The organism is Janthinobacterium aestuarii, assembly GCF_046113285.1.
In the GTDB taxonomy this organism is placed as follows: Bacteria; Pseudomonadota; Gammaproteobacteria; order Burkholderiales; family Burkholderiaceae_D; genus Janthinobacterium.
The window spans coordinates 3,302,906-3,325,240 of sequence record NZ_CP142524.1; the positions used below are offsets into that span (position 1 = coordinate 3,302,906).

Annotated in this window: 20 protein-coding genes; 10 read left to right on the top strand and 10 right to left on the bottom strand. The window is 63.3% G+C overall.

The features are described from left to right. Positions 1 to 39 precede the first annotated feature (39 nt). Complete coding sequence (locus OX462_RS14900) at positions 40 to 780, top strand: AAA family ATPase (protein ID WP_070311981.1); 741 nt, start codon at positions 40 to 42, stop codon at positions 778 to 780. Positions 781 to 947: 167 nt separating this feature from the next. Here the strand turns inward: OX462_RS14900 and OX462_RS14905 are convergent, their stop codons facing one another. The 3 genes from OX462_RS14905 to kbl are packed head-to-tail and all read right to left on the bottom strand — an operon-like array spanning position 948 to position 4,609. Then, entirely contained in the window at positions 948 to 2,348 is a 1,401-nt protein-coding gene (locus tag OX462_RS14905) for an L-serine ammonia-lyase (protein WP_409026421.1), read from the bottom strand. A gap of 48 nt (positions 2,349 to 2,396) precedes the next feature. Next, a complete protein-coding gene (locus OX462_RS14910; protein WP_070311979.1) occupies positions 2,397 to 3,362 on the bottom strand; it encodes an L-threonine 3-dehydrogenase, SDR-type in 966 nt (321 codons plus the stop codon). Positions 3,363 to 3,382: 20 nt separating this feature from the next. Next, a complete protein-coding gene (kbl, locus tag OX462_RS14915; protein WP_409026422.1) occupies positions 3,383 to 4,609 on the bottom strand; it encodes a glycine C-acetyltransferase in 1,227 nt (408 codons plus the stop codon). A 222-nt stretch (positions 4,610 to 4,831) separates the two neighbouring features. On the opposite strand from kbl, the gene OX462_RS14920 reads away from it, so the two are divergent. The 6 genes from OX462_RS14920 (at position 4,832) to OX462_RS14945 (ending at position 10,702) form a co-directional block, all read left to right on the top strand. Beyond that, a complete protein-coding gene (locus OX462_RS14920) occupies positions 4,832 to 5,407 on the top strand; it encodes a helix-turn-helix domain-containing protein (protein WP_070218654.1) in 576 nt (191 codons plus the stop codon). 169 nt (positions 5,408 to 5,576) lie between these two features. Continuing rightward, a complete protein-coding gene (locus OX462_RS14925) occupies positions 5,577 to 6,503 on the top strand; it encodes an STM4015 family protein (protein WP_070288214.1) in 927 nt (308 codons plus the stop codon). 15 nt (positions 6,504 to 6,518) lie between these two features. Next, complete coding sequence (locus tag OX462_RS14930) at positions 6,519 to 7,607, top strand: STM4014 family protein (RefSeq protein WP_083287530.1); 1,089 nt, start codon at positions 6,519 to 6,521, stop codon at positions 7,605 to 7,607. Continuing rightward, positions 7,600 to 8,445 (top strand): STM4013/SEN3800 family hydrolase, encoded by an 846-nt coding sequence (locus tag OX462_RS14935; protein ID WP_409026423.1) that lies wholly within the window; start codon positions 7,600 to 7,602, stop codon positions 8,443 to 8,445. The genes OX462_RS14930 and OX462_RS14935 overlap by 8 nt, the downstream gene beginning before the upstream one ends. Beyond that, complete coding sequence (locus OX462_RS14940) at positions 8,442 to 9,821, top strand: STM4012 family radical SAM protein (RefSeq protein ID WP_409026424.1); 1,380 nt, start codon at positions 8,442 to 8,444, stop codon at positions 9,819 to 9,821. Before OX462_RS14935 ends, OX462_RS14940 begins: the two co-directional genes overlap by 4 nt. Continuing rightward, a complete protein-coding gene (locus OX462_RS14945) occupies positions 9,815 to 10,702 on the top strand; it encodes an STM4011 family radical SAM protein (RefSeq protein ID WP_409026425.1) in 888 nt (295 codons plus the stop codon). Before OX462_RS14940 ends, OX462_RS14945 begins: the two co-directional genes overlap by 7 nt. 93 nt (positions 10,703 to 10,795) lie before the next feature. On the opposite strand, the gene OX462_RS14950 is transcribed toward OX462_RS14945, so the two are convergent. Continuing rightward, complete coding sequence (locus OX462_RS14950) at positions 10,796 to 12,991, bottom strand: prolyl oligopeptidase family serine peptidase (RefSeq protein WP_409026426.1); 2,196 nt, start codon at positions 12,989 to 12,991, stop codon at positions 10,796 to 10,798. A 410-nt stretch (positions 12,992 to 13,401) separates the two neighbouring features. Here OX462_RS14950 and OX462_RS14955 point away from each other — a divergent pair, with 410 nt between their 5' ends. Then, entirely contained in the window at positions 13,402 to 15,189 is a 1,788-nt protein-coding gene (locus OX462_RS14955; protein WP_121669317.1) for a GGDEF domain-containing protein, read from the top strand. Positions 15,190 to 15,207: 18 nt separating this feature from the next. Here OX462_RS14955 and OX462_RS14960 read toward each other — a convergent pair whose 3' ends face one another. From OX462_RS14960 to OX462_RS14980, 5 genes are all read right to left on the bottom strand, one after another. Next, positions 15,208 to 15,651 carry a DUF6386 family protein gene (locus OX462_RS14960; protein WP_409026427.1) on the bottom strand — a complete coding sequence of 148 codons (444 nt, stop codon included), beginning with the start codon at positions 15,649 to 15,651 and terminating at the stop codon, positions 15,208 to 15,210. Continuing rightward, positions 15,648 to 16,124: a DUF4262 domain-containing protein gene (locus OX462_RS14965; protein ID WP_070218649.1), complete on the bottom strand. Its 477-nt coding sequence runs from the start codon at positions 16,122 to 16,124 to the stop codon at positions 15,648 to 15,650. The genes OX462_RS14960 and OX462_RS14965 overlap by 4 nt, the downstream gene beginning before the upstream one ends. Before the next feature lie 101 nt (positions 16,125 to 16,225). Further along, positions 16,226 to 17,614, bottom strand: a complete 1,389-nt coding sequence (locus OX462_RS14970; RefSeq protein ID WP_409026428.1) for a tetratricopeptide repeat protein — start codon at positions 17,612 to 17,614, stop codon at positions 16,226 to 16,228. 176 nt (positions 17,615 to 17,790) lie between these two features. After that, positions 17,791 to 18,420 carry a 3'-5' exonuclease gene (locus tag OX462_RS14975; protein ID WP_409026429.1) on the bottom strand — a complete coding sequence of 210 codons (630 nt, stop codon included), beginning with the start codon at positions 18,418 to 18,420 and terminating at the stop codon, positions 17,791 to 17,793. A 119-nt stretch (positions 18,421 to 18,539) separates the two neighbouring features. Next, a complete protein-coding gene (locus tag OX462_RS14980) occupies positions 18,540 to 19,790 on the bottom strand; it encodes an Hsp70 family protein (protein ID WP_070218648.1) in 1,251 nt (416 codons plus the stop codon). A 445-nt stretch (positions 19,791 to 20,235) separates the two neighbouring features. Here OX462_RS14980 and OX462_RS14985 point away from each other — a divergent pair, with 445 nt between their 5' ends. Beyond that, positions 20,236 to 21,261 carry a LacI family DNA-binding transcriptional regulator gene (locus OX462_RS14985; RefSeq protein ID WP_070218852.1) on the top strand — a complete coding sequence of 342 codons (1,026 nt, stop codon included), beginning with the start codon at positions 20,236 to 20,238 and terminating at the stop codon, positions 21,259 to 21,261. 165 nt (positions 21,262 to 21,426) lie between these two features. Here OX462_RS14985 and OX462_RS14990 read toward each other — a convergent pair whose 3' ends face one another. Beyond that, entirely contained in the window at positions 21,427 to 21,813 is a 387-nt protein-coding gene (locus OX462_RS14990; protein WP_205602352.1) for a YidB family protein, read from the bottom strand. A 295-nt stretch (positions 21,814 to 22,108) separates the two neighbouring features. Between OX462_RS14990 and OX462_RS14995 the strand changes: the two genes are divergently transcribed. Then, positions 22,109 to 22,321, top strand: a complete 213-nt coding sequence (locus OX462_RS14995) for a hypothetical protein (RefSeq protein ID WP_034751103.1) — start codon at positions 22,109 to 22,111, stop codon at positions 22,319 to 22,321. The last annotated feature ends 14 nt before the right edge of the window (positions 22,322 to 22,335 follow it).

Genomic DNA, 22,335 nt, shown 5'->3' on the forward strand with positions numbered 1-22,335 from the left:
TGCCCTGCAAAGTGCCAATAATGGAGTCGAAAACCGGCCATGTCGCTGAGTAAAAAACCATATCTGCAAAGCGCCGCGCTGCGCTCCGACGCTGTCGTCGACCTCGATCACTATCCGTTCACCATCCCCGCCATCCGCGACTTCGTGCACATGGATTTCCACCCCGACGTGACGTTTTTCGTGGGCGAGAACGGCAGCGGCAAGTCGACCATGCTCGAGGCGCTGGCCGTGGGGCTGGGCTTCGGCAAGGATGGCGGCACGCGCAACGTGCGCATCGCCCTGCCGTCGGACGAGGAATCGGGCTTGCATGCACACTTGCGCCTGAGCAAGAGCTATAAAAAACCCGAGGACAGCTATTTCCTGCGCGCCGAAAGCTTTTTCAACGTCGCCACCTACATGGACGCCATGCCGGAATACCTGGGCAGCTACGGCGGCAAGTCGCTGCACGCGCAGTCTCACGGTGAAGCGTTCATGGCGACCCTGATCAACAAGCTGCGCGGCAAAGGCTTGTATTTGCTGGACGAACCGGAGGCGGCCCTGTCGCCCAGCCGCCAGATGGCGGCTTTATCGGTGATCCATCAGCTGGTGCAGGACGACTCGCAGCTGATCATCGCCACCCACTCGCCGATACTGCTCGCCTACCCGAACGCGAAAATCCTGATGTTTACAGGCGGCGGCATCCATGAGGTGGCGTATGAAGACACGGAACACTATGCCGTGACGCGTGATTTTTTAAATAACTACCCGCGGAGGCTGGAGCAGTTGTTTGAGGAGGAGTGAGGTGGTGGCTTGCTGCTTTGGTGATGTCGGCTTACTTATTTGGTGATGTCGGCTTACGCCCTGCGGGCTAAGCCGACCGGCGCCGACATGCGCCAACCTGCGTTGCTTGCGTCATGGCGTAGGTCGGATTAGCGCTGCGCGCGTAATCCGACGCCACCACCAGCGCATCAGCAAGCGGCGTGGTTGACTGTAATCACGTGGATGGCCAGGCCGCCCAGGGACGTTTCCTTGTACTTGTCCTGCATGTCCGCGCCCGTCTGGCGCATGGTTTCGATGACTTCGTCGAGGCTGACGAAGTGCGTGCCGTCGCCCTTCAACGCCAGCGAGGCGGCCGTAATCGCTTTCACGGCGCCCATGCCATTGCGCTCGATGCACGGGATCTGCACCAGGCCGCCGATGGGGTCGCACGTCATGCCCAAGTGGTGCTCGATGCCGATTTCGGCCGCGTTTTCGATCTGCTCGTTCGTGCCGCCCAAGGCCGCCACCAGGCCGGCTGCCGCCATGGCGCAGGCCACGCCCACTTCGCCCTGGCAGCCCACTTCGGCGCCCGAGATCGAAGCATTGCGTTTGCACAACATGCCGATGGCCGCGGCCGTCAGCATGAAGCGGCGCACGCCGCCGACCGGATCGCTGGGGCGGCAATCCTGCGCGTAGTAGCGCAGCACGGCCGGGATGATGCCGGCGGCGCCATTGGTCGGCGCCGTGACCACTCGGCCGCCCGCCGCGTTTTCCTCATTGACAGCCATCGCGTACAGGCTGACCAGGTGGACGGCGTCGTGCGGCAAGTCGTTGGCGCGGTTGTCCGACGCTTTCGCTTCCTGCGCCAGGCGCCACAGTTTGGCGGCGCGGCGCTTGACGTTCAAGCCGCCCGGCAGGTTGCCCGTCGTTTCCAGGCCGTGCGCGATGCAGTCGCGCATGACGTGCCAGATGCGGTCCAGGCCCGCGTTCAATTCCTCGTCGCTGCGCTTGACGCACTCGTTCGCGCGCAGCATTTCCGGGATCGACAGGCCGCTTTCCACGCCATGCGCCAGCAACTGCTCCATGGTGTCGAAGGGGAAGACGACGCGGGCGGACGCGGCCGATTCCACGGCAGCTTCCGCCTGCGCCTCGCCTGCCTCGCGGATAAAGCCGCCGCCGATCGAGTAATACACCTTGTCGACGCGGCTGCCATCAAGCAGTTTCAACGTAAAACGCATGCCGTTCGGGTGTTCGGGCAAGGATTCGCTCTTGTGCCAGATCAAGCCCGTGGCCGCCGTAAACGGCACCACGTGCGTGCCCAGCAGCGCGATCTCGCCGGCCGCCTCGATGGCGGCCAGCTTGCTGTCGACTTCGTCGGGTGCCACGTCTTGCGGCGTTTCGCCCATCAGGCCAAGAATGACGGCCTTGTCCGTGGCATGGCCCACGCCCGTCAGCGCCAGCGAGCCATACAGGGCCGCCTCGACGCCCACCACCTGGTCCAGCGGACCGTATTCGACCAGAAAACGCCGCGCCGCCACCATCGGCCCCACCGTGTGGGAACTCGACGGCCCGATGCCGATCTTGAACAGGTCAAATACGCTCATATCCATGTAGTGTCTCTTTATATTAGTATGTTTTTATGAATGCCGGTGCTGAATTCAGGCCGCCTTGGCCGCCTGCCCCGCATCGACATTGGCCAGCATGTCGGTGACCATCTGCTCGACGCCGATCTGCGCCTTCCAGCCCCAGTCGGCGCTGGCCTTGCTGTCGTCCAGGCTTTGCGGCCAGCTGTCGGCGATGGCCTGGCGGCTGTCCGGCTTGTAGCTGATCTTGAAGTCGGGCACCATGCGCACGATCGCCTTCGCCAGCTGCTCGGGGTTGAACGACACGCCGGCCACATTGTAGGACGAGCGGATCTTGATCGATGCCGCCGGCGCGTCCATCAGTTCGATGGTGGCGCGGATCGCGTCGGGCATGTAGATCATCGGCAGCGTCGTACTCGCATCGAGGAAGCAGTCATAGCGCTCGCCGCGCAAGGCCGCATGGAAGATGGCGATCGCGTAATCGGTGGTGCCGCCGCCCGGAGGCGACTTGTAGCTGATGATGCCAGGGTAGCGGATGCTGCGCACGTCCACGCCATACTTGTTGAAGTAGTATTCGCACAGGCGCTCGCCGGCCAGCTTGCTGATGCCGTACATCGAGGTCGGGTCCATCACCGTCATTTGCGGGGTGTTCACTTGCGGCGTGTTCGGGCCGAAGGCGGCAATCGACGACGGCCAGAAGATGCGCAGCGGCTTGCCCGCTTCGCCGCGCTCGCGCGCCAGTTCCAGGATATTGAGCAAGCCATCCATGTTCAGGCTCCACGCCTTCAGCGGGGCCGCTTCGCCCGTGGCCGACAGCATGGCCGCCAGCTGGTACACCTGGGTGATGTTCTCGTCGGCGATGATCTTCGCCAGGCCGTCCTTGTCCAGCACATTCAACTGCGCGTAGCGCCTGGCCTGGTACAGATTGTTCGTGCCGATGTCGCTGGCGATGACGTTGTCAGCGCCGTGCTGCTGCGCCAGCGCGCCCACCAGTTCACTACCGATTTGGCCGTTTGCGCCAATGACTAAGATGCGTTCCATGCTATTTTCCTGAATTCTTGTTAGTTGGTCGTGGTAGTGGCGGTCAGCAGACCCAGTTCCTTGCCGGCCTGCTCGAAGGCGGCCAGCACCTGCACCAGCTGCTCGCGGGTATGCGCGGCGGACAGCTGCACGCGGACCCTGGCCTGGCCCATCGGCACGACCGGGTAGAAGAAGCCCGTCACCAGCACGCCCAGTTCATACAGGCGGGCGGCGAATTTCTGTGCCACGGGGGCGTCGAACAGCATCACGGGAACCACCGGATGGGTGCCCGGCTTGATGGTAAAGCCGATGCGTTCGATCTCGCTGCGGAAGAACGCCGTGTTGTCATGCAGGCGGTCGCGCAGTTCCGTCGACTTGGCCAGGCGCTCCAGCACCGACAGCGAAGCGCCGGCGATCGATGGCGCCAGCGTGTTCGAGAACAGGTAGGGGCGCGATTTCTGGCGCAGGGTGTCGATGACTTCCTTGCGCGCCGAGGTAAAGCCGCCCATGGCGCCGCCCAGGGCCTTGCCCAGGGTGCCCGTGATGATGTCGATGCGGCCCATCACATTGTGGTGTTCGTGCGTGCCGCGGCCCGTCGCGCCCATGAAGCCCGAAGCGTGGCATTCGTCGATCATCACCAGCGCGCCGTACTTGTCGGCCAGGTCGCAGATCTTGTCGAGTTGCGCAATCGTGCCGTCCATCGAGAAGACGCCGTCCGTGACGATGACTTTATGGCGCTTGCCGGCGGCAACCGCCGCCTGCAGCTGCACTTCCAGGTCGGCCATGTCGTTGTGCGCATAGCGGTAGCGGCCGGCCTTGCACAGGCGGATGCCGTCGATGATGGAAGCGTGGTTCAGCGCGTCCGAGATGATGGCGTCGTTCTCATCGAACAGCGGTTCGAATACGCCGCCGTTGGCGTCGAAGGCGGCTGCGTACAAGATCGTGTCCTCGGTGCCCAGGAAGGCGGAAATCGCCTGTTCCAGTTCTTTATGTACGGTTTGCGTGCCGCAGATAAAGCGCACGGACGACAGGCCGTAGCCGTATTTTTGCGTGGCGGCAATAGACGCTTCCTGCGTCTGCAGGTCGCCGGACAGGCCCAGGTAGTTGTTTGCACACATATTGATCAGGGTGCGGCCATCGTCGCACACCACTTCAGCGCCCTGGCGCGAGGCGATCACGCGCTCGGGCTTGTACAAGCCCTGCTGGCGCAGTTGATCGAGATTCTGTTGCAGACCGCTGAAAAAGGTGTTCTTCGCTTGCTCGCTCATGATATTCCTTGTGTCCCTGATGTATGCGTGTGGTGTGCGTGTGGTTTCAGCCGCCATAGGGAAAAAGCCGCCGCTTGACCGGTGCGCGCACAATGCTGTACCGTGAAGCGCTGTTTGAAGTCTACACGTTTCCATGTTTTTCTTCAAAATCCACTATTTCGAACTGAAATTCAATATAGTGGATATTACCCAAGCCTTTTGAACTTTGCAAGCCACCTGCCGATGAAAACCAGCGTTTCGACCAATTCTCCCCCTGAAGTGGGTGCCACCCTGCAACGGCTGCGCCTGGCGCGCGGCCTGACACTCGAGGATTTGTCGCGCATCGCGGGCGTGTCGAAGTCCATGCTGTCGCAGATCGAGCGCGAAAAAGCCAATCCCACCATCGCCATCACGTGGCGCCTGGCCAACGCCCTGGGCGTGCAGATCGGCGAATTGCTGTCGAGCGCGGAAAAAGCCGTGGAAACCATCCGCATCACGGATGCCCACGAAACCCCCACCCTGCCCGGCGACCACGCGGGCTACGTGCTGCGCATCCTGGGACCGATGGAACTGGCCGGCAAATACGAGTGGTATGAAGTGACCCTGGCGCCCGGTGGCGAACTGGCGTCGCAGCCGCACGACCCGGGCACCACCGAGCATTTGACGGTCATCCACGGCAACCTGGAACTGGAAGTGGGCGCGGCGAAGAAAAAGGTCAAGAATGGCGGCACGGCACGCTATCCGGCGGACCAGCCGCATACGATACGCAACCTGGGCAAGACCGAGGGCAAGGCTTTGCTGGTGGTGATCCATCGATAAGGCACGCCAGCAGTGCGCAATATGTCCATATGGCTATGCTAAGATTTTAGTATAGACAAGATTTCCAGGCCTGGATGTCTTCGCAGAGCGTCGCGGCACATCCCGGCTCGTCCCTCCGCCACACTGCGCGCGGCATCCAGGCCTCCACCGCCTACACGGAGCCACAGCGATGACCATTTCCGACAGCACCACCACCTTCCACAACAAGACAGTCGTCCAGTACGACCCCGACCTGCCGTTCGATGCGTCACCGGGCATCGTCTACCGCCTGTCGCTCGAATACGACGACAAGCGCAAGATGGACGAGCTGATCGCCGGCTTCCTCGACAAAGCCGACAAGGGCGCGCTCGAAGCGCTGATCATCGGCATGTGGGGCGACCCGTACGAATCGGGCGCCGACGAAGTGATGGCCGCGCTGATCGCCCACGCGCCGCAGCTGCCGAAGCTGCGCGCCCTGTTCATCGGCGACATGACTTACGAGGAATGCGAAATCTCGTGGATCGTGCAAGGCAGTTACAAGCCCCTGCTGGACGCCTTCCCGCTGCTGGAAGAATTGCGCATCCGTGGCGGCAATGAGCTCGTCATCGAGCCGTTCGCGCACCAGCACCTGCGCCGCTTCACCATCGAAGCGGGCGGCCTCGATCAAAAGATCGCCGAAGCGCTGGCCCAATCGAGCATGCCGCAGCTGGAACACCTGGAGCTGTGGCTGGGCACGGACGACTATGGCTTCTCGGGCGACGTGGACCTGTACCGCAAGGTGCTGGCGCAGCTGACCGTGCCGACCCTGCGCTACCTGGGCTTGCGCGACGCGGAAATCGCCGACGACCTGGCCGTCTGGCTGGCCGAGGAACCGCTGGTGGCGCAGCTCGACACGCTGGACCTGTCGCTGGGCACCATCGGCGACCTGGGCGCCGTGGCCGTGCTCAATCACACGCAGCTGGGGAACCTGAAGCGCCTGGACCTGTCGCACCATTACATTTCCGAGGAAAACCAGGCGAAACTGAAGGCGCTGCCTTTCGAGGTGGTGCTGGACGACCCGCAGGAAGCGGACGAGGACGACGGCGAAAGCTACCGCTACGTGGCCGTGGGCGAATAAGCGGAGCTTCGCCCTTTGCACACGCAACTCACCCTGCTGGCGACACAGGGCAGCAAGCGCGTGCGCCTGATGCAGGCGGCGCGCGCGCAACTGCGCCTGCCGCCCGCGCAAGTGCTGGAATGGCGCGACTGGCTGGCGCAGCCGGTGCTGCTCGATGTTGCACTGAGCCAGCCAGGCTTGCTGAAAATCGAACCGCCCGGCGACGATCCCGCCGCCCACCGGCTGTTGCTGCAGGCAGGCTGCAGGCTGCTGGAGCGTCCGCCGGTCGCTGCGCCCGAACACGGCGAACTGCTGGCCATGGATGCGTGGTTTGCCGGTTTTACGGCGGCCATGGCGGCCCTGGCGGCGCAATTGCTTGAGCTGCCGCACACGCGCGTATTCAATGCGCCGTCCGACATCAGCCGCATGACGGACAAGCTGGCATGCCAGCGCCACCTGGCCGCGCACGGCGTGCCGATACCTGACTTGCTGGGACCAGTGCACGGCTACGAGCATCTGCAGGCGCTGCTGCACCAGCATGACCTGGACCGCGTCTACCTGAAACCGCGCTACGGCTCGTCCGCATCGGGCGTCGTCGCCTACCGGCGCAACCGGGCCGGGCGCCAGCAAGCCACCACCTCGGCCGCCTTGCAGCATGGGGACGGCGCGGCGCGCCTGTTCAACGTCAAGCGCATGGCGCGCTACGAGACGACCGCCGACATCGCCGCCCTCGTCGACGCGCTGGCCGCGCAGGAGCTGTACGCGGAAGGGTGGCTGAACAAGCCCCGCTGCGGCGACAGCCATTACGACCTGAGAGTCGTGACCGTGGCGGGCCAGCCAGCGCACCGCGTGGCGCGCATCGGACAGCAGATGATGACGAATCTGCACCTCGACAACCGGCGCGGCGACGCGTCCGGCCTCTTGAACGCAGCCGATCTGGCCGCGCTGGAAGACACCGCCGCCCTGGCCGCGCGCGCCTTCCCCGCCAGCCACGTGACGGGCTACGACCTGGTCGTGCGCCACGGCCAGGCCCATGTGCTGGAAGCGAACGCCTTCGGCGACCTGCTGCCCGGCCTGCTCTGGCAAGGCATCGATACTTACACGGCACAACTGGCCCATGCTTAAAGAAACACCGATCATCCCCGACATGCACGCCGTCGTCGGCAGCCACGACATCGTCTTCCTCACGCTCGACACCCTGCGCTTTGACGTGGCGCAAGCCCTGTACGAGGCGGGCGAATTGCCCGTGCTGGGGCGCTTTTTACCACCGGGCGGCTGGGAACGCCGCCACTCGCCCGCCACGTTCACGTATGCGGCGCACCAGGCCTTCTTCGCGGGCTTCCTGCCCACGCCGGCCGCGCCGGGCCGCCACCCGCGCCTGTTCGCCAGTGCTTTTGCGGGCAGCGAAACGACGTCGACGCACACGTTGGCCTTCGAAGAGGCCGACCTTCCCGCCGCGCTGGCCGCGCGCGGCTACCGCACCATCTGCATCGGCGGCGTGGGTTTCTTCAACAAGCAGACCGCCTTGGGCTGCGTGCTGCCGGCGCTGTTCCAGGAAAGCCACTGGAGCGCGGGCATGGGCGTGGCCGGCCGTCATTCGACGCAAAAACAGGTGGCGCTGGCGACCCAGCTGCTGGCGCAAAACGATCAACGCACTTTTTTGTTCATCAACGTGGCCGCGCTGCATACACCCAACCGCGCCTACCTGCCCGGCTGCCGCGCCGACTGCCTGGACAGCCATGCCGCCGCCCTGCGCTATGTGGACGGGGCGCTGGCGCCCCTGTTCGCCGCCTGCGGCGCGCGTGCGCCCACGTTCGCCATCGTCTGCTCGGATCACGGCAGCGCGTATGGCGAAGACGGCTACCGGGGCCACCGGGTCGCCCACGACAGCGTGTGGAACGTACCTTACGCGCACTTTTTCATTGATTCTTTACCACCGCATTCCAAGGGAGCCGCACCGTGAATCCATCCGAACAGCCGGGCACCCTGGCGCAGCGCATGCGCCACACGCCCTACCAGGCGTATTCCTATTCGTATCCGCACAAGGCGGCCTACCGCGCCTTGCCGCAGGCGGCACCCCTGGCGCCCCTGTGGGCGCAGCAGGACCGTTCCGCCCTCTTCGCCTACATCCACATCCCGTTCTGCGAGATGCGCTGCGGCTTTTGCAACCTGTTCGCCATGGCCCGCCCAAGCGCCGACATGGTCGAGCGCTACGTGCAGCAAGTGCTGGTGCAGATGCGCGCACTCAACGGCGCACTGGGCGAACGGCGCTTCGCCCGCTTCGCGCTGGGCGGCGGCACGCCCACCTATCTGTCGCCCGCGCAGCTGGGCACCCTGCTGTGCGGCGCGCGCGACATCCTCGGCATCGACCTGCAGCACACGCCGGCCGGCATCGAAGCGTCGCCCGAAACCATCACGGCGGAACGGCTGGCCGTGTGCCGCGCGCATGGCATCGACCGGGTCAGCCTGGGCATCCAGAGCTTTGCCGCAGGCGAAATGCGCGCGCTGGCCCGTCCGCAGCAAAACGCCACCGTCCATCACGCCATCGGTCTGATACGCGCGGCCGGTTTTCCCACCCTGAACCTGGATCTGATCTACGGCATCGCGGGGCAAACCGTCGCCAGCCTGCTGGCCTCCATCGACAGCGCGCTGGCCTTCCGGCCCGAAGAGCTCTATCTGTATCCGCTGTATGTGCGCGAACAGACGGGTCTCGGCAAGGTAGCGCGCCGCCAGGGCGCGCAGTCGCTCAACCCCATCATGCTGGCGCGCGATGGCGACAGCCGTCTGGCCCTGTACGCGGCCGCGCGCGACCATTTGCGCGCGCAGGGCTATGAGCAGGTCTCGATGCGCATGTTCCGCGCCCCCCATGCGCCGGAACAGAATGGTCCTTCGTACTGCTGCCAGAACGACGGCATGGTGGGCCTGGGCGCGGGCGCCCGCTCCTACACGTCGCGCCTGCATTATTCGAGCGAATACGCGGTGGCGCGGCTTGACACCATCAACATCATCGACAACTACCTGGCGCTCGACGAGGCGCGCTTCGCGCAGGCCGAACACGGTTACCAGCTCGATGAAGAAGAACAGCGCCGGCGCTACGTGATCCAGTCGCTGCTGACGGAACCGGGCCTGGACCGCGACGCCTACGCGGGGCGCTTCGGCTCCCGCTGCGAAGCAGACTTGCCGCAGCTGGCCGAGCTGCACGCGCTGGAATTAGTGGAAGAAAATGGCCCGCTGCTGCGCCTGAATGACCGGGGCTACAGCTACGCCGACACCATCGGCCCCTGGCTGGCATCCGAGACGGTGCGCGCGCTGATGGCCGAAGGCGGCCAGACGTGCTGACAACGCAGCCTGGCGCTTTGTCCCTGCTGTACCGGGGCACGCTGGCCAGCTGCAATTACGCCTGCGGCTACTGCCCGTTCGCCAAGAAGCGCGACAGCCGCGCCGCGCTGGCCCGCGATGCGCGCGAAGTGGCGCGTTTTACCGGCTGGGTGGCGCAGCAGACGCGCCCCATCGGCGTGCTGTTCACGCCTTGGGGCGAGGCGCTGGTGCGGCGCCACTACCGGAGCGCGATGCAGACACTGGCGGCGCTGCCCCACGTGCGCCAAGTGGCGCTGCAGACGAATCTGTCCGGCCCCCTGGACTGGCTGGAGAACATGGACGCGCTGGAAAAGGTCGGCCTGTGGTGCACCTACCACCCGGACCAGACGACCTTGCCCCGCTTTCTCGCCCGCTGCGCGCGGCTCGATGCCATGGGCGTGCGCTATTCCGTCGGCGTGGTGGCGATGAACGAGCACCTGGACGCCATCCGCGCCCTGCGCGCAGCGCTGCCCGCCCACGTCTACCTGTGGCTGAACGCCTACGACCGGCGTGGCCCCGGCTATTACAGTGGGGAAGACCTGGCCTGGTTTGATACCGTCGACCCGTGGTTCGCGCAAAACCGGCGTCCGTCTCCCTCGCGCGGCAAACCGTGCCTGGCGGGTGAAGCGTCGCTGTCCGTCGATGGCGACGGCGAACTGGCGCGCTGCCACTTCGTGCCCGAGCGGCTGGGGAATTTATATGAGGATGACCTGGCCGACATGCTGCAGGAACGCCGCTGTCCGCGTTTCAAGTGCGATTGCTACATCGGCTATGCGCAGCGCAAGGATTTGCCGTTTCAGGCGGTGTTTGGAGAGGGGGTATTGGCGAGGATTACGGAAGCAGGCCAGCGTAGGTCGGATTAGCGGCGGCACGCCGCGTAATCCGACATCGTGCTGACATGACAGGTGGTGTCGGATTACGCACGGCGATGCCGCGCTAATCCGACCTACCCGGTTTTACTGCGCCGCCACCTTGGCCGGCTCCGCCACTGCCGGCGTCATCTTCAGCGAACGGCTGAGGAAGCCCCAGCGGTCGGCCACTTCTTCGATCTGCTTGGTCGTCGGCTTGCCGGCGCCATGGCCCGCCTTGCTGTCGATGCGGATCAGCACGGGTGCCGGACCGCCTTGCGCTGCCTGGGCAGCGGCGGCAAACTTGAAGCTGTGGGCAGGCACGACGCGGTCGTCGTGGTCGGCCGTGGTGATCATGGTGGCCGGATAGCAGCCGCCCGCCTTCAGGTTGTGCAGCGGCGAGTATTTCACGAGCGCCTTGAACTGTTCGGCGTCGTCCGACGAGCCGTAGTCAGGTACCCAGCCCCAGCCCACGGTGAACTTGTGGAAACGCAACATGTCGAGCACGCCCACCTGCGGAATCGCCGCGGCGAACAGGTCGGGACGCTGCGTCATGGCCGCGCCCACCAGCAGGCCGCCATTGCTGCCGCCGCCGATCGCCAGCTTCGATGGCGAGGTGACCTTGTTGTCCACCAGCCACTGCGCCGCGCCAATAAAGTCGTCGAACACGTTTTGCTTGTTCAGCTTGGTGCCAGCCTGGTGCCACGCTTCGCCGTACTCTCCGCCGCCGCGCAGGTTGGCCATCACGTAGACACCGCCCATTTCTACCCAGGCAAGATTCGCCACGGAGAAGCTCGGCGTGAGCGAAATATTGAAGCCGCCATAGCCGTACAGGTAGGTCGGATTCGTGCCATCGAGCTTCATGCCTTTTTTCGAGACGATGAACATCGGCACCTTGGTACCGTCGCGGCTGGTGAAGAATTGCTGGCGCGTTTCAAAGGCATTCGGGTCGAAATCGACTTTCGGCTGGCGGTACACCGTGCTCTTGCCCGACTTCATGTCGTAGCGATAGATGGTCGCCGGCGTCGTGAAGCTGGTAAACGAGTAGAACGTTTCCGTGTCGCCACGCTTGCCCGCAAAACCACCGGCCGAACCGATGCCCGGCAAGGCCACTTCACGCACCAGCTTGCCGTTCAGATCGACGATCTTGATTTGCGTTTGCGCATCTTTCAAGTAATCGAGCACCAGCTGGTTGTTGATCAGGTTGACGGCGACCAGGGTTTCCGCGCTTTGCGGCACGATCTCTTTCCAGTCGGCAGGCGCAGGTTTGCGCGTATCGATGGCGATCACGCGCGATTTCGGCGCCTTGTTGTCCGTCTTGAAGAAGAAGACGGGGCCATCATTGTCGATGAACGAGTACGATGCGTCGAACTCTTCCAGCAAGCCCACAACCTTGGCATTCTTCTGGCGCAAGTCCTTGTAAAAGACGCGGTTCTTGCGTTCCGTGCCCTGCGTGGCCGTGATGATCAAATAATTGCCGTCATCGCTGACGGTGCTGCCGCCAAACGCCCATTCCTTCTGGTCGGGACGGTCGAAGACGAGCACGTCGTCGCTTTGCGGCGTGCCGATCTTGTGGAAATACAGTTTCTGGAAATAATTGATATCGGCCAGCTTGGTCGCTTCGTTCGGCGCGTCATAGCGGCTGTAGAAGAAACCGGTGTTGTCCTTGGTCCACGAAGCGCCCGAGAACTTGGCCCACTTGATGTGGTCCGTCAAATCCTTGCCCGATTCGATGTCGCGCACTTTCCACTCGTTCCAGTCGGAACCGGACGCGGACGTGGCGTAGGCCAGGTACTTGCCGTTCGGGCTGATCGAGGTGCCGGCCAGCGCCACCGTGCCATCGGTGGACAGGGTGTTCGGGTCCAGCAGCAGGCGCGGTTCGTCCGTCAGCTTTTTCACCGTGTACAGCACGGCCTGGTTCTGCAAGCCGTCGTTGCGGCTGTAGAAGTAGCGGCCGCCCTGCTTCGTTGGCGTAGAGAAACGCTCATAATTCCACAGCTTGGTCAGGCGCTGCTTGATCGCCGCGCGCTCGGGGATGGTGCCCAGGTACGACTGCGTCAGCTTGTTTTGCGCCGTAACCCACTCGCCCGTTTCCGCGCTGTTGGCGTCTTCCAGCCAGCGGTACGGATCAGCGATGGTGGTGCCGAAATAGCTGTCTTGCTGATCGACTTTTTTGCTGACCGGATACGTCACGGGAGCGCCGTCGCCGGCCGGGCACGATGGCATCGCGGCGTTTTGCGCCAGGGCATTGCCACCGAAAGCGGCCAGCAAGCTGCATATGAGGGTTGCACTACGTAATTGCATGGGTTGTTGTCTCATTGTTGGATGTCGAGGAAAGCAAGCCGCACACACACCGCGGCTGCCCATGTTGACTTTCGCCAAGAGAAATCATAGCGCGGATTGCTACTTTTAAAGCACAGTTATCCGATGGATTTGCCGTCTTTTGTTTGGCAAATTCACATGGATTACCATGATAAATCTCGCTTTCGGTGGAATCGGCAAACTGACGTTCACACAAGAAACATTATCAAAAGCAAAGTCGTTTCATCAAGCTGTCATAAATCTTCTTTACTATCGGCAACATGTTCATGGCCCGTCCAGAGGCCGTGCCGCCACGTCCGCCTATGTACACTCTCGCCCTCCCCTCCGCCACCGCCGCGCCGGCCCCCGCGACGCCATCGAACGTGGCTTACCTGAAGCCCCCATCGGCCAGCATGAGCATCGAAGGGACGGATGCCTTGCACGACATCCTGGCGGGCCGCAAGCTCAGCGCGCTGTTCCAGCCCATCATCCACATGCACAGCGGCGACATCATCGGCTACGAAGGCTTGATACGGGGTCCGTCCGACAGCCCGCTGCACGCGCCGATGAATCTGTTCAAGGTGGCGCGCGCGCACGACCTGACCCTGGAAGTGGAACACCTGTGCCGCCAGGTCGTGCTTGAACGCTTCGCCGAGCTGCAGTTGCCAGGAAAACTGTTTCTCAACGTCAGCCCCGAGTGTTTGTTGCTGCGCAATGCGCGCCATGGCGAAACCCTGGAATACATCGAACACATCGGCATCAACCCGGACCGTGTCATCATCGAGCTGACGGAAAACCAGCCCACCTATGACTACGAGCTGATGCGCGAAGCGGTACTGCATTACCGCAACATGGGTTTTCAGATCGCCATCGACGACCTGGGCGAAGGCTTTTCCAGCCTGCGCCTGTGGTCGGAACTGCGGCCTGAATACGTGAAGATCGACATGCATTTCATCCAGGGCATCAACAACGACCCCGTGAAACTGCAGTTCGTGCGCTCGATCCAGGAAATCGCGGAAAAATCGGGCACCCTGGTGATCGCCGAAGGCATCGAGGCGCAGACGGAATTGCTGGTCTTGCGCGACCTGGGCGTGGCGTTCGGGCAAGGCTACCACCTGGGCCGGCCCAACGCGGTGCCGGCGCGCGCGCTGCCCGCCGAAGTGGTGCAGGCGCTGGGGCGCAATGGCGTGGCCGTGTATCCGCAACGCAGCAGCCTGGAAAAGAACGGCGCCAGCATCCGCAAGCTGCTGAACAAGGTAGCGGCCGTCTCGCCGCAGTTCAATAATAACGAGGTCTACGACATTTTCCTGAAAGAACCAAAGTTGATGATCATCCCCGTCGTCGACGACGGCGTGCCGCTGGGCCTGATCAGCCGCTTCGAAATGATCGACCACTTCGCCCGTCCCTACCAGCGCGAACTGTACGGCAAGAAATCATGCAGCCTGTTCATGGATGCCACGCCCCTGATCGCCGACCACGAGACGAGCTTGCAGGAACTCAGCTACACCATGGTGCAGTCTGATGCTCACCACCTGTTCAACGGTTTCATCATTACCGAACACGGCCGCTACCTGGGCATGGGCACGGGCCACGACCTGATGCGCGAAATCACGCAGATGCAGATCAATGCGGCCCGTTACGCCAACCCGCTGACGCAACTGCCCGGCAACGTCCCCATCAACGAGCATATCGACCGTTTATTGCACAGCGGCAGCCGCTTCTGGGTCTGCTATTGCGACCTCGACCACTTCAAGCCCTTCAACGATGTGTACGGCTACCGCAAGGGCGACGACGTGATCCAGCTGACGGGAGAAATTCTCAGCAGCCATTGCGACCCGAACCGCGACTTCATCGGCCACATCGGCGGCGACGATTTCATGATTCTGTTCCAGAGCGAAGACTGGGAAACGCGCTGCCAGGCCATGCTGGACGACTTCGCGGCCGCCATCCCCGCCTACTACAGCACCAGCGACTGCGAACGGGGCGGCTACATCAGCGAAGACCGGCAAGGCAAAAAAGTGTTTTATTCCTTGATCAGCCTGTCGCTGGGCGCGATCAAGGTCGAGGCGCACCAGTATTACACGCACCATCAGATCGCCACCCAGGCGGCGGAAGCGAAGAAACAGGCGAAGAAAATCCACGGCAACAGCCTGTTCCTGGACCGGCGGCAAGGCGCGGCCGTGGCCCGCATGGACGCCTAGCCAAGGTGCAACGGCGCATCAAATACGCACGAGGTCGGCAAACGCATTGCTGCTGCGCGCATCGGGCACGAATGCCAGGCTGATGCGCGCGCCATCGCGGCGTGCCTGCACGCGGTAGCTGCCCACGGGCACGTCCACGAACAGGCCGCCGTATGCCGTGTCCGGTTCCAGGCCGCCGCCCGTGACGTCTTCGCCGGCGCCGATGAAGATGCGGCCCGAGGCCACAACCAGGTGCACGCTCGCATGCGGCTCGGCAAGTTCCCCGTGCAAAACCACGTCATACGCGCCGTCGCCGCCCACGTTGAAAAACGCCGCCTGACCCGCATTCACGGCCGCAAGTTCCGCGCTGGGGAGGCTCCACCAATCGCAGTCATCGTCGAGCTTGTGGCGCAAGAGGGCCGGGTCGAACACGCACAAGGTCGCCGTGCCGGTCAGAATGCGGACGGAGGTGCCTGCCGTCATGCGGCCAGTGGCGCCGGCCCCAGCAGGGGCTGGCTCTCCACATACTGCGCGCTCGCTTGCGCCTGCCACGGAAAATGGCCATCGCGCGACGGCCAGACGATCTGGTACAAGGTAAAATCATCGCCCTGGTAATACCAGCGCGCATAGCCGACGTAGTTGCGGTATTGCTCGACGGGCACGCGCACGAAGGCGCACGGATGGCCTTCGAGCAAGGCGTCCGTGGTGGCCGTAAAATCCGTGATGGCGCCGCTGCGCACGGCATCGAGCGCCACGTCGAGTATCTGGTGGGCCATGGCGCGCGGCAAGCCCATGATCAGCAATTCAGGCTGGCCAAAGCTGTGGCCGGCGCCTATGGTAAACGCATAGCCGGGCCCCTCTTCATCGGCGCCGATATGGACGCCATGCCAGCCATGCGTGGCGATGTCGTCGATAACTTTTTGCTCGGATGCATCCTCACCTGCCTGCCTTACCATGCTCCACCTTTCACTTTGCCGAAAACCGCGCCGCCTTCGCGGCATGCTCTTGGGCAATTATCGCATGCAGCGCGCATCGCTGCGCGCACGGCGCCGGCGCGTCATTCGACCGGCGGCAACGGCGGCGAGCGCACCTGATGCCATTGCCGCACGCGCTGCTGCGCCTCCTGCAGCTGTGCCGGCGCCAGCCTGGTGGCGGCCGCTTCCCTGGCCCTGATCGCCCCGCTATCGCCCCCCTCGGCCGCCAGCGCCAGCCACATATAGCCGCAGACGCGATCCTTCTCCAGGCCGCGCCCGCTGTTGTACATGCCGCCCAGGTTGTACTGGGCCAGCGCATGGCCCTGGCCCGCCGCGCGCGCATACCAATGCACGGCCAGGCCATCGTCTTGCGGCACGCCATGACCATTCGCATACATGACGCCCAGGTTATTTTGCGCGCTGGCATCGCCCTGCTCGGCAGCCGTGCGGTACCAGCGCACGGCGCACACCTCGTCACGCTCCACGCCCTGGCCGTTGGCATACATCACGCCCAGGTTGAATTGCGCATTCGACGCGCCTTGGGCCGCCGCCTTCGCATACCAGTCCAGCGCCTGGCGCAAATCGCGGGCAACGCCGCGCCCGCCGGCAAACATGCCACCCAGATTGTATTGCGCCATGCAATGGCCTTGCAGGGCGGCACGCCTGTACCAGACGACGGCGCGCGCCTCGTCCTTGTCCACGCCCTGGCCGCGCGCCAGCATCAGGCCCAGGTTGAACTGGGCGTCGGCGTCATCCTGTTCAGCCGCCCGCTGCAGCCAGGCATAGGCGCGCAGCTGGTCGGGCGCCACGCCCAGCCCTTCCGCATATGCCACGCCGAGTTGCCGCTGCGCCACGGCCAGGCCCTGGGCGGCGGCCTGGCGGAACCAGGCCAGCGCCTGGGCATCGCTTTGCACCACGCCTTGCCCGCGTTTGTAGACGAGCCCCAGGTTCAGCTGCGCCTGGGCATCGCCCTGCAAGGCCGCCTTGCGGAACCAGGCCAGGGCCAGCGCATCGTTTTTTTTCGCTCCCAGCCCCTGCGCATACGCTTCGCCCAGCAAGGATTGCGCACTGGCCACGCCCTGCTCGGAGGCGCGGTAGAACCACGCCAAGGCCAGCTCGTCGCTCTGCAGCACGCCGCGCCCCTTGCGGTACATCTGCCCCAGGTTTTGCTGGGCCGAAGCATCGCCCTGGGCGGCCGCGCGGCGAAACCACAGCACGGCGTCTGCATCGCTCTGCGCCACGCCGCGGCCGTGGTAATACAGGGCGCCCAGATGGTTCTGCGCGAAAGCCAGCCCTTGCAGCGCGGCCAGGCGCAGCCAGACAAAGGCGCGCGCATCGTCCTGCGCCACGCCTTCGCCCTTCTTGTACATCAATCCCAGGTTGAACTGGGCATACGCATTGCCCTGCTCGGCAGCCGTGCGGAACCAGATATATGCTTCGTGGCTATCTCTGGCAGTATGGTGCTTGTCCATGTGCGCCCCCATCCACATCGCGCTTGCCGGCGGCACGCGCAAAACGGCGGCCCAGGGTGGCGAAATCGTGTGTTGCTTAAATTTTAAATTCGATGCGGGGGAAGGACTTGAGCAGGCTCAAAGGAAATAACAAAATTATATCGTTTTGATGAGCCTGCTTAGACAGGCTAAGGCGCTCAGCGGCGCGATGGATGCTTTTGCAGGAATTGCGGCACCTTGGCGGCGGCCAGCTTGTTCAGCGACACCAGCAGGTCGGCATCGACATCGGCGATGCCGTAGCTGCTGCGCAAGTGGCGGCCGATATGGATCAGCACTTGCGCCGCCACTTCCGCATCCGACTCGGCCCTGTGGGCGGCGCTCTTGAAGGCGATACCCAGCTGGCTCGACAGCAAGCCCAGCTTGTAGCTGGCCATGCCGGGAAACACGCGGCGCGACAGTTTCAAGGAACACACGAGCGACTGGTACGCGGGCGTCAGGTTCAGCCTGGCGCTTTCGGCGCGCAGGAATTTTTCATCGAAGCTGGCATTGTGCGCCGACAAGGCGTCGCTGCCGATAAAATCCAGCAATTGCGGCACCACCTCGGCCACGGGCGGCGCCTTGTCCACCATGGCCTGCGTGATGCCCGTCAAGCCCGTGATGAACGCGGGAATGCGCGCATTGCAGTTGATCAGGGTCACATAGCGGTCGGTGATCCGCCCGCCCTCGATGCGCAGCGCCGCCACTTCCGTGATGCGGTCGCCCATGTCGGGCGACAAGCCGGTCGTCTCGAAGTCGATCATGACGATCGGTTTGTCAAACACATGCATGGGGCGCTCTTTCGTGGGTGCAACAGTGGGTGTATCGATAAAATGCGCAGGGCAAGGCACCGCGTCGCAGACAGTACACTAGTACGGCAAGACGCGGCAACGCCGCCATGCACATTTTATCAACCAAATTTACGTACCGCGTCCAGCGCGAGGCCCGCACCGATGCTGCCGAACAGATCGCCCTCGACCTTGCGCGCGGCCGGCACCAGGGCGGCGATCTTTTCGCGCAACAAGCGCACACCGCTCGAGCCGCCCGTGAAGAACACGGTGTCGACGGCGTCCGGCGCCACGCCCGCGTCGCGCAGCAGCCGCAGCACGGTTTCTTCCACGGAGCCGCACAGGTGGCCGATGGCGTCGTCGAATTGCGCACGTTTGAGCAACAGGCTTTGCGCGGGCGACAAACGGTCCAGCTCCAGCTGCACTTCGGCCGCGTCGGACAGGGCGATCTTGCCCTCTTCCACTTTCATGGCCAGCCAGTGGCCGGCGCGCTCGTCGATCAGCGTTTGCAGCCGTTTCACTTTGTCTTGCTCGCGTGCATCGCGGCACACGTCGGCCAGCTGTACCCAGATCTTCTTCGTGTAGGCCAGGTTGATCGTGTGCCAGGTTGCCAGGTTGAAATAATAGCTGGACGGCACTTCGCTATTGTTGTGCAGGCGGCTGCCATAGCCGAGCAAGGGCATGACGGAGGACAGGCTCAGGTATTTATCGAAGTCCGTGCCGCCGATGTGCACGCCGCCCGTGGCGAGGATATCGTCGCGCCGTTCCATTTTTTTCGCCCGTTCCGGCGACAGGCGCACGAGCGAAAAGTCGGAAGTACCGCCGCCGATGTCGGCGATCAGCACCAACTCTTCCTTGTCGATTTGCGACTCGTAGTCGAAGGCGGCGGCGATCGGCTCGAACTGGAAGGCGACGTCCTTGAAACCGACGGAGCGGGCCACTTCGGCCAGGGTATCCTGCGCCAGCTGGTCCGCTTGCGCATTATCGTCGATAAAGAAGACGGGACGGCCGAACACGGCGGACGTGAATTCGCGGCCGGCGGACTGCTCGGCACGGCGTTTCACTTCGCCGATGAATTGCGCCAGCAACATGCGGAACGGCAAGGCGCGGCCACCCACTTCCGTCTGGCCATCGATGAGGCTGGTGCCCAGCAAGCTCTTCAGCGAGCGCATCAGACGCCCCTCGTAACCGGCCAGATAGCCGGCCAGCGCCGCGCGGCCAAAACTGACTTCCTCGTCTTCCGCATTGAAGAAGACAACGGACGGTAAGGTCGTCTTGCCATCTTCCAGGCCAAGCATGGTGCTCTGCCCGGGACGCGCCCAGCCTACCGTGGAATTTGACGTGCCGAAATCGACGCCGCAAGCATTGGCCATGTCGACCCTTCCCTGAATAAAGGGGCGTTATGTTATCAGAAGGCAGGCCATTGCACCAGAAAAACCCGTTCAGCCCGGTGAACATCCCAAGCTTGCTTTGCATTCGGTACGGGCCCCACGCAAAAGCTCCTGTTGGAAAATTGATGCCGGGACCCGCCGGGACGCCTCCGCCCCTATGGCAGCGGCCCCTGCGACAGTGCCGATTGCGGGGCCAGCACACCACTTGCCATTCAATCAAATTATTTGCAACATGGATAAGAAAACAGTCTTGCCACATGGAAATATTTTCGCTATGCTCATTTTTCCCGCCCAGGCCGCCACAAGCGGCCGGGCCTGCAGGAATACTTTGAGACAGGTTGCTTGCCAGACCAATATGCGAAAAAAGAATACTGTAGCCCGGACACCCGGCACCACTGCCCGCGCCATACCCGGTGCCGGACGGCGCGTGACCTCGTATGACGTGGCCCTGCTGGCCGGCGTGTCGCAATCGGCCGTGTCGCGCTGCTTCAAGCCGGGCGCCAGCGTCTCGCCCGCCACGCATGCCAAGGTCATGCAGGCAGCCATCACCCTCGATTACATCCCCAACGCGGCCGCGCGCAGCCTGATTACGCGCCGTTCGAACCTGGTGGCCGTCATCATTTCCAACCTGGCCAATCTGTACTATCCGCAAGTGTTGTCCGACCTGAGCCAGCAAATCGCCCGCCAGGGCAAGCGTTTATTGCTGTTTACCCTGGAGCGCGAAGCGGACATCGGCAAGGTCTTGAGCGACGTGTGGCAATACCAGGTCGATGGCGCCGTCGTGGCCGCCTGCCTGTCGGACGAGCAGATGGCCGAATTCGGCCGGCGCGACGTGCCGCTGGTGCTGTTCAACCGCAGCCCGCGCGAACACGCCGTGCACGCGGTGCTGTGCGACCAGGGCGAAGCGGCGCGCCTGCTCGTCTCGCGCCTGGCCGAGGCGGGCCACCGCCAGTTCGCCGTCATCGACGGCCCCGGCGACTCGGCCGTCGCGCAGGAGCGCAAGACCGGCGTGCTGGACCGGCTGTTCACACTGGGCTTGCCCGCGCCCATCGTCGTCAGCGGCAACTACGATTACGCCAGCGGCGGCCATGGCTTGCGCAAAGTCATCGACCGCCTGGGACGCGTGCCGGACGCCGTCATTTGCGGCAACGACATCATGGCCATCGGCTGCCTGGACACGGCACGCCACCAGATGGGCATCCAGGTGCCGCTGCAAATGTCCGTGGCCGGCTTCGACGCGCTGGAAGCATCGGGCTGGCTCAGCTACGACATCACCACCCTGCGCCAGCCCGTGCAAAAGATGGCCGCCGATGCCGTCGCCATGCTGGGCGAGCTGATGGAGCGGCGCGGCGGCATCGCCGAGCGGCGCCGCTATTGTTCCTATCTGGTCGAGGGGAGTACGGCCAGGCTGACCGGCGCGCCTCCCCACTTCGGCATGATGGCCGCCGCCTGAAAAACGCCCATGGCGTTGTTGCCTGCCCCTCGCCGTACTCGCGTACTGTCTTCGGGGCGGCGCCTAGCCCTGGGCGTTTTTCAGACGTTCATAGTTCGCACACAAAACCTTGCACATAAAAAAACCTCGCATCGCTGCGAGGTTTTTTGTTGTGGCATCGGCTGCTCAACCGAAGATCTTGCCCTTGAGCATATTCAAGCCCTGGCTGACCAGGTCATTGCCTTCAGGTACTTGACCGTTCGGCGTCAGCTTGTCGATCAGCTGGGGCAGCAAGGCGGCCAGGCCGCCCGAGGCCGCGTCCGGGGCGACGCCCGCTTTTGCAGCGATCTCGGTGATCGTGTCGGCGCCCAGCGCATCCTTGATCTGATCGCCGGAGACGGGCGCATTGGCGCCGGTGCCGATCCAGCTGGCCACTTGGTCGCCCAGGCCGCTTTCCTGGAATTTCTGCAGCAGGCCGGGCAAACCGCCATGCTGGTTGACCAGGTCCATCACGCTGGCCATCAGTCCCGACGAGGCTTCGCCGTCCGCACCCTTGTTGCCCAAAGCGCTCATCGCCTGTCCTGCAAGTTGATCTAGCAAACTCATCGTATTCTCCTGAACGCTGTCAATTGGTGCCGCATACAGCGGCATCCGGTAAGGCCGGCGCATAGTCGCCGACACACGCAACAATTATACTATACATAATTCAAATGCTATAATTACAATTTAACAGGCGGAACAAAACCAGGCTCGGCCGCAGCCTCACCCACCTCCATCATATTTAGTTCGGCACAACATGCAAGCGTAAATTGACGAGTTACAAAACCGTGTAGAATTAATTTTCCTACTTACTGAGGAGTATCAACACATGAACATCAATAAAGCGGTAGACAAAGCCTACGAAAAAAAGACGTTCAAGGAAATTGCCGATGCCCCCGTCGATGCGCTGCAAGGCGTGAGCGAGAAGGATGCGGAACTGCTCAAGCAGGCGTTCAATATCAAGACCGTGCGCGATCTGGCGAACTTGAAATACTCGAAGTGGGCGCGCGCCATCGTCACCCTGGCCGATACGGAAGAATAAACCGGGCCATGCCG